The following is an 8,342-nucleotide window of genomic DNA, read 5'->3' as shown; positions in this document are numbered from 1 at the left end:
AAAAATAAAAAATAAAACGAGAGGATGAATGAAATGTCAAAAGGATACAAGTTCACAAAAGAAGAGTTAGTAGAGGCTTGGAAAGATCCACAAGTAAGAGAAAAGTTAAAAGACTTACCGAAACACCCATCAGGAAAAGCGCTAAATGAATTAAGTGAGGAAGAACTAGCGGGAATTCAAGGGGCATCAGATGTACAACCAGAAACAACACCACTTTGTGTGGGAGTAATTATAGGAATAACGGCATCAATTAAAATTTGTAAGTAGATAGGTTTCATTCGAAAGGGGTATTCATCTCCTTTTGAATGAAACAGATTCCAATATTCGAATGCGAAAAATCGAATGTTGGAATCTGTTTCCCCTGAAGGGGACCAATTTATTGGAATATGGATTTTAAAATAAGGAAGGGGATTAAATTATTATGTTAATTCACTCATATATAAATGAAAAGGCATTTGCGAAGAGTCTTAATTTGAAAGAGCGTTATAAAACGCTAAAGAGTAGAAGAGATTTATTATTATCGGAGGATTTAAATTTAGCCCAATTAAATAAATGGATAGATAAAATGTTTAGAAGTAATAAAGCTGATTTTGATTTTAAATTAAAAATGAATGAAATGACAAAAGAAGATTTTGCGAGTTTAATTGAGAAAATCCCTGAATCAAAAGAGCATTTATATATAGATGAATTAAATGAACATGTGAATTTGCGCTTGTTAGAAATGGGAATAGAGTTGTGTGAAAGTAAACCATTAAGTGCAGAGGAAGATTTAGGGTTTATAGAATTTGTTAGGCCGTTTGCACTTTATGCAGCCGAAATGATAGATAGTTCGTTGAAATATAGATTAAATAAAATACGCTATGAGCATGAAGAGATTAAAGAAATGTTAGTTCGATCTTTAGTAGAAGAGTTATTAAATAATGCGGTGCGATCACTAGTCTTAGAATTTAATATTGCAAAACTAAGAGAAGAACTAGTAGGAGAGACTCCAGAAGAGCGATTTCTTTCCTTTGTCAGAGAGAAAGCTAGAAATAAGGAGAATTTAATTGCGTTCTATGAGGAATACGCAACATTAACACGAAGGTTAATTTTGAGAACAGAGTATTTTATACAAAATGTTCAAATGTTACTATTTCGTTTGAATGAAAATTGGCTACAGTTACAAAAAGAATTTCAATTGCAGGATGTATCATTAAGCGAAATTAAGGTTGGATTAGGAGATACACATCAAGAAGGGAAAACAGTTGTCCAGCTTGTATTCTCTTCAGGTAAAGAAATTTTATACAAGCCAAAGTCTATGGAAATTACGAAATCGTACCATGCATTTTTAGAATGGATGAATGAGGTAAGTGGAAGTATACAACTTCCATCATATAAAGTTTTAGACTTTGGTGAATATGGATGGGAAGAAAAAATATTGTATAAACCGTGCTCTTCTAAAGAAGAGGTGGAGCGCTACTATTTACGTTTTGGTAAGTTGATTGGTTTAATGCATATGTTAAAAGGTGCTGATTTGCATTTTGAAAATATAATTGCTCATGGAGAGTATCCATACATTATTGATTCGGAGACGATTTTTCATCAATATCCAAAACTGAATTTTCCGGATAGTGCGGAAGTAAAATTGAAATATGAACAAAGCGATTCAGTTATAGGATCTGGATTGTTACCGCAAGCTATGTTTCAAAACATCGATGGAAAAGGTATAGATTTAAGTGCTTTAAATGGAAAAGAGCAAGATTTGCCGTTTAAGGTGTTGGCTTTAAATCAAAATAGTAAGGATGAAATGGAATTTACTATGAAAGAAGCCAAAAGTCAAAGTGCTAAAAATCTACCGAAACTTGGAGTAGAAGAAATTTATGTAGAGGATTATTTAACCTTTATTATTGATGGTTTTCAGGAAATGTGTAAATTTTTTATCGAGTATAAGGAAGAGATTTTATCAGAAAGAGGACCTTTAATTACATTTAGAGAAAATAAAATTCGCATTGTTGCTAGGGCGACTCAACAATATTGTAATTTCTTACAAGAGTCTACACATCCAGACTATATGAGAGATTCAATTTTATTGGAACAATTATTTGAAAGAGTATGGTATTACCCATATGAAAATAAGGAACTGGTCATTCATGAGATTCAAGACTTATTACGTGCGGATGTTCCTATATTTACGACTTTTACAGATTCACGAGATCTATATAGTAGTACAGGTGAAAGGATGGAAGACTTTTTTAAGGAGAGCGGTTATGAGCAAGTATATAATAGAATTTATCATTTTGATGATAAGGAATTGGAAAAGCAACGAGGATGGCTGAAGTTGGCAATACAGGGAAATAGAGATGTTGATATTAAAGTGGGAAGAAAAGGGGAGTATAGAAGTGAATTGTTAGAAAATCATCAGGAGACAATCTTGCAGGAAGCTATAAACATCGGAGAGTCTTTAGTAGAGAATGTAGTATTATCAGATGATAAAACAACGGCTTCATGGTTACAAGCAAATGTTATTCACGACAAGTGGTATGTTGCCCCTATGAAGCAAAATTTATATGACGGTTTAGGTGGCGTAGCACTATTCTTATTGTATCTAAATAAGGTTACAGGAAACGAAAAATATTTAGAGGTTGCTCATAAGGCGTTGAAGTCAGCGATGAACCCTTTATCGAAAGCGAAGGGGCTTCTATCGACCTTCTTGGGTAAATATTCATTGTTATATCCATTAGCACATTTTCAATCTATAAGTCCTAGAAAAGAATATCAGGATTTTTTAGAAGAAATAAAAGTAGAATTAAAAGAAAGGCTCAAAGAAGAAGAAGAGTTTGATTTGTTAAGTGGCTCAGCAGGAGTTATTCAAGTGGCTCTTAATTTATTTGAAATGACAAAGGATCAAGATTATTTAGATCTTGCTGATATGTACAGTAAGCATTTGGTGGAAAATGTATCAATATTAGAAAGTGGAGTAGCGTGGAAGAATAAACATACTAACAGTTATTTAGGCGGTTTTTCTCATGGGACGAGTGGTATCGCTTGGAGCTTATGGCGTTCAGGGATTAAGAATAGGAATCAAGAATATATTGATTTAGCTAAAAAAGCATTTGCTTATGATCGATCATTGTTTGAAAAAGAAGAAAGTGCGTGGAAAGACACAAGAGAGAGTGAGAAGAAGTGCTTACATCAATGGTGCCACGGTTCCACTGGAATAGGATTGAGTAGAGTTTTAGTAAGAAGCTATGAAGAAGATGTAGAAATGGACGAAGAAATTCGAGTGGCTGTAGATAATGTACGAAAGTATGGATTTAAAAATAATGATACATTATGTCATGGGAATATGGGGGACACGGAATTACTATTGGCTGTTTCACAGTTGTATGGTAATAAAGAATTGTATGAACAGGCGTTACAAATTGGCATACAAGTTATTAATAATTATAGAGAAACTGGTAGTTATCAATGTGATGCACCAGATGATATTCAATCATTTGGTATGTTTGTAGGGATAGCAGGAGTTGGTATGCAGTTGTTAAGACTATTACAACCGAATGAAATTCCATCCGTTATGACATTAGAAAATGTAAAAGGATAAATGAAAAGACATTCTACCTTTTGGTAGAATGTCTTTATTATACATTTACATTTATTATACCTTTTCGAACAGCTTCAGCTAATGCTTCAGAACGAGAACTCACCTTGAACTTTTTAAACAGTTTCGTTAAATTATATTCAACAGCCCTAGAACTCATATATAATTCATCTGCAATTTGTTTATTACTTTTTCCTTTCGCAATGGATTCAAGAATTTCTAATTCTTTTTGTGTAATTGTAACATGGCTTGATGCTCTTTTCGTATCTAAGTTATCAACAGTCATATCTTCAACTCGAAGTTGTCGCAATAAAGAAATTGGAATTAAAGTATACCCATTTAAGACGGCCCGAATAGCCATTAATAACTCTTGCTGTGATGCTGATTTGCTAACAATACCGCTAATACCAGAATCTATTAATAAATTAAATTGTGATAAATATTCGAAGCCTGTGTAGAGAATAATTTTTGCATCTGGTTGTATGTGTAAAAGTTTTTGAGCCACATCAAGTCCACTATAATTAGGCATGTTCATGTCTAAAAGATATATATCAAAAGGTGTTTTTGAACTTTGAGAAATTGCTTCCTGTTCGTTTAAAATGTATGTTGCTTGAATATCTTCTTCTAATTCGATCATATTTTTCGTACCTTCACCCACTATTTGGTGATCGTCTACAATCAAAACGTGTATCATTTTATTCACCTCGGTATAGTAATATTTACTTGTAGTCCATTTCCTATTTCTGAAATAAGCTGAATTTCGCCTCCTATTCCTTGAACGCGCCCTTTGATTCCAGATAAACCCATATGTTTATTTGAAGAATAGGGGGCTTGGGTATTAAAACCGATGCCGTTATCACGATAATCTAGATAAATACAATTATTTTCTTCCCATAAAAATATATTAATTAAGGTTGCATTAGAGTGCTTATCAGCATTGTTTAATAATTCTTGGATAATACGATAAATAGATAAAATTTTATCAAATTCGTAATGATTCTCCTGTATTGAGTCATATTCAAATTGAATTCGGAAATTAGTACGTAGTTGCATTTGTGCTAATAGCTCTTTAAGTGCACCTATAAGACCAATTTCAGATAGAAGAGCCGGTTTTAATTCATTACAAGTGTCACGAATTTGTTGAATAACATCAAACATACCGAATTTTATTTTTTCTAATTGTCCCTGCAATTCACCTGGTACAGTATGTTCTTTTAATACGGTTTCTAGTTTACGATACCAGACAATTTGGTCTTGCAGGGCAGCGTCATGAAGGTCCGCAGCAAGCCGACGCCTTTCAGTTTCTGAGATTTGAAATAGTAGGCGCGAAAGAGTTGCTGAGTGTGTTTTATTTGCTATGCTTTCTTTTTCTAAAGATTGAATGATTTGATTAACTGAATTTAGGTTTTCATAAACTAGACGTACATATTTTACGATAGCAATAAACCAAGTTTTTTCATTGATATTAAATTTAATATTGTTGGTTTTATTTCCGACCCAAATGTAATGCTTTGTGTTTTGGGTAGAATATAAATAAATACCGATGCATCCGTCATCTTCTAATAAATCATTTATATACCCAGATTCCATTCCCCATTGTTTCTTTTTCGAAAGATTAAATTTTTCTGTTTCTCCGTAACTTTTATAACAATTATATGTATTTTGTTTTGTATCAAACTCAATAAATTGTATAAAACACGGTTTTAGTAGGGAGATAATTTCATTCATAAATTTTTTCTCTAAATCTTTTACTTTCATAATGGAAGAAAGTTGTTGTGCGAATTGATCAATACTTACATGTAAATTGGTTTTGCTTCTGAATAATTGATTGCGAAATGTGAAATCTAATCGTTCTTTTATTACAAGAAACAGTATGTTTAAAGGGAAAATGATAATGAAATTTTGCATGAGTCTAATAAAGAATCGCTCATCAGGATTAATACCCCAGCTTATAATTAATGTAATAATGATAGTTGGAAGTAATGAAAGCAAAGAGTAGTACCGAACACGATCAAACATAAAATCAATATCAAAGATTTGCTTTGTTAATATTAAATAAAAGTAGCCAATTGGAATGCAAAATAGGAATAATGCTGCAATATCAGCCCTAATAATGGCTGCATTAAATAATATCCTTGGAAGAGCATATAGCATTATAAATGGCCCGAAAGAAATACATTGGATAACTAACATAAATTTAAAAAAAGGCCTGTGTAAAGTATTTCTATATTTTATGTATCCTTTTAAAAGGAAATATACACTTAAAAGAATACTAAAACATAAATAAGCTAAATCTGTGTAAGCAGAGATTTGTTGCAAATTTGGAAGAAAGGTAACGGATAATAAGCCGGTAGTAATAACGGTCATGTATAGAAAAATGTGAAATCTAATCACATTTTTATGTATAATAATAATTTCCTTCCGCTTAAACAGCTGATATAAAAATAAAGTAAGAAATAAAGATACACTTTGAAAAGAGATACTTATAATTAAGAGTCCGCCAAAATCAGATTTACTAGATATAGAAGAGGCGGAAAGGCTAATAGAGGTTGCTAATAAAAAAAGCATAAAATAACGCTCTTCTCGCCTTATAGCTTTATTTCTATAGACAATAAAGCATAAGCTTAAAATGGTCAGAGAAAAAATCATTGGTAGATATAATGTAATAATCAGCTCTTCGTTGTCTGAAGTAGCTGTTGTGCTATAAGTAGAAATCCTATCATTCTGTATAGTTTGAATTTCAGTTGCATTTAAAAATTGATTTTGGTATCGCTTGAAAACCCCTAAATAAGGATTCGCCCCATCCACTTTGTAAATTTCATCACCTGCTTTTAAGGCTGTTTTTGCAGCCCAACCCGACGTATCAATTTGACTGATTGTATATGTATTATGTTTTTCTTTAGAAGCGATAATGCCACTGTAAGGCTGATAAAACTTGTAGAGGATGTAACTTTGTATGATTAAGTAAAAAATTATTAATGAAATTACGAAATAAATTGGACGTTGTTTAATCATTGCTAGAATTACCTCACTATCATATATAATTTCGGAATCCCGCAATAGGATTGCGGATAATAGCAAAAGAATATGTAATAATATAAAACTATAAAAATTGGTGGGGTGAACGATATATGATTAGAGAATTAGTTGAACGTATATTAGAAGATATTCAATTTAAAAATGTGTGTAGTCAAGGAACAATAGCCATTGATGGTATATCAAAACAAGAATTAGAAATTATTTTAGGTACTTTAAATAAATCGTCTTTACTTAGTAAAGCTGCTGAGACATGGAAGTAAACTAAATTAGAGTATCAATTAACCTATCCTTATTTGCTTGACTGAGTGAAAGTTGTTCGATGTATCCTTTTGATTTGTATACATATAGGTTCTGCATAACGGAGCAGTACTCCATTGATCCACCGTACAGTAATATGTGTTTTAAAGAATCTAATGTTTGATTATTTAATTCATCATATTGTATCTCTTGATTAAAGAACTTTTTTATAAGTATAAAGTTATCATTTTTACTATTTAAATAATATAGTATTGGTAAAGTTTTCTTTAAATTAAGAAAATCATTTTTCTTATCCCATTGCATAATATCACGCATGTCGTTTTTTATTTGATTAATAACGCCTATACATAGTGCGTAGTTTTCAATTAAAGAACGCTGGATAGGGTTGATATTCCCTGTTCCTAATAAGCATGCAAGTTTAATTAGATATCCAGATTTGTGAGTTACCATATCAATATAATCTTTCTCGGAATGGATTTCATTTTTAAGATCTAGTTGTTGTCCATTAATAGAGTTTAAAATAGAAGAGTGTATTTCATTTTTGAGCCAGTTTTTCATTTGAATTGAAAGGGAAGCCTTGTCAACTTCTTGCAAACAAATAAGTAAAAATCCCATAATTATATTGAGATTTGTGGCAATTGGATGTTTTGTCCAAGGTCCTTCTAAGAAATCTTCGTCTTGAATATCATCCATAATATCTAGAGCGAGCATAAGTAATTCTATAATTGTTAGCAGTAATTGTTTTTCCTCTTCATTTTGGTTATCTTGAAATATTTCATAATGTACGAGAGTGATGTTAGCAAAACGAGTAGAATCATTGAATTTGTATTCAATATATTCTGAAGAACATTGACGTAATGTAGATTCGAAAAAATGTCCATAAACCAGTTTTTTTGCACGCAAAATTAATTCATTTTGTAATGAATAAATCACTCGCAGCTCCCCTTTTGTAAAAATTCGGAATATTCCAATTGTAACACAAGAGGGACATCTTCACAATTAAGCATATCGCAAATGCGATATGTTTTTTTTATGAAGATGTTGCGGAGAATCCCGCTAATTTGTTTGCGGTAACTACAACGTGCATTGCGGACAATAACGTTTAAAAGAAGGATATGATATGAGTACAGATTAAGACAACACAGTTTAATAAACGAGAAAAAATAATCTAATATGGATTGAGAATAAAGGAGGAGAATGATGAAGAAAGTTTTAAGTGGTCGAGAAAAAGAAGTAGCTGTGTTGATTGCACGAGGTTTGAAGGATGTTGAAATAGCAAGGGAGTTATTTATTAGTAGAAGGAGAGTGGGGGAATTAGTAGCCTCAATTAAAAGAAAGTTAGAAATACATTCAAGGGTCCAAATTGGAATAGCTGCATATTTTTTAGGATTAATTACATTTGAATTTAATTTTAATCATGGTAACCATGAGGGTGTTGCTATGATTAATAGTTAAAGAGATAGGGGGG

Annotated in this window: 7 protein-coding genes; 4 read left to right on the top strand and 3 right to left on the bottom strand. The window is 31.8% G+C overall.

Translation table 11 applies throughout. The features are described from left to right. The first annotated feature begins 33 nt into the window (after positions 1-33). Both AC1Q8M_RS21965 and AC1Q8M_RS21960 read left to right on the top strand, forming a co-directional pair. Positions 34-267 (top strand): mersacidin family lantibiotic, encoded by a 234-nt coding sequence (locus AC1Q8M_RS21965; protein ID WP_326037087.1) that lies wholly within the window; start codon positions 34-36, stop codon positions 265-267. 154 nt (positions 268-421) lie between these two features. Beyond that, positions 422-3,580: a type 2 lanthipeptide synthetase LanM family protein gene (locus AC1Q8M_RS21960; protein WP_098855475.1), complete on the top strand. Its 3,159-nt coding sequence runs from the start codon at positions 422-424 to the stop codon at positions 3,578-3,580. 37 nt (positions 3,581-3,617) lie between these two features. Here the strand turns inward: AC1Q8M_RS21960 and AC1Q8M_RS21955 are convergent, their stop codons facing one another. Together AC1Q8M_RS21955 and AC1Q8M_RS21950 are read right to left on the bottom strand one after the other, a co-directional pair. Then, complete coding sequence (locus AC1Q8M_RS21955) at positions 3,618-4,271, bottom strand: response regulator (protein WP_000582194.1); 654 nt, start codon at positions 4,269-4,271, stop codon at positions 3,618-3,620. A 5-nt stretch (positions 4,272-4,276) separates the two neighbouring features. Then, a complete protein-coding gene (locus AC1Q8M_RS21950) occupies positions 4,277-6,592 on the bottom strand; it encodes a sensor histidine kinase (RefSeq protein ID WP_098361562.1) in 2,316 nt (771 codons plus the stop codon). Positions 6,593-6,708: 116 nt separating this feature from the next. Between AC1Q8M_RS21950 and AC1Q8M_RS21945 the strand changes: the two genes are divergently transcribed. Then, positions 6,709-6,876, top strand: a complete 168-nt coding sequence (locus tag AC1Q8M_RS21945; protein WP_000617614.1) for a hypothetical protein — start codon at positions 6,709-6,711, stop codon at positions 6,874-6,876. 1 nt (position 6,877) lies between these two features. Here AC1Q8M_RS21945 and AC1Q8M_RS21940 read toward each other — a convergent pair whose 3' ends face one another. Next, positions 6,878-7,807 carry a polyprenyl synthetase family protein gene (locus AC1Q8M_RS21940; protein ID WP_000640554.1) on the bottom strand — a complete coding sequence of 310 codons (930 nt, stop codon included), beginning with the start codon at positions 7,805-7,807 and terminating at the stop codon, positions 6,878-6,880. Positions 7,808-8,074: 267 nt separating this feature from the next. Here AC1Q8M_RS21940 and AC1Q8M_RS21935 point away from each other — a divergent pair, with 267 nt between their 5' ends. Continuing rightward, entirely contained in the window at positions 8,075-8,329 is a 255-nt protein-coding gene (locus tag AC1Q8M_RS21935; RefSeq protein WP_000757187.1) for a response regulator transcription factor, read from the top strand. Positions 8,330-8,342: the final 13 nt, after the last annotated feature.

The organism is Bacillus sp. GW823-FHT06A10 (assembly GCF_058795375.1).
The sequence above is the reverse complement of the archived record's forward strand: the minus strand, read 5'-3'. Positions and strand labels throughout refer to the sequence as shown.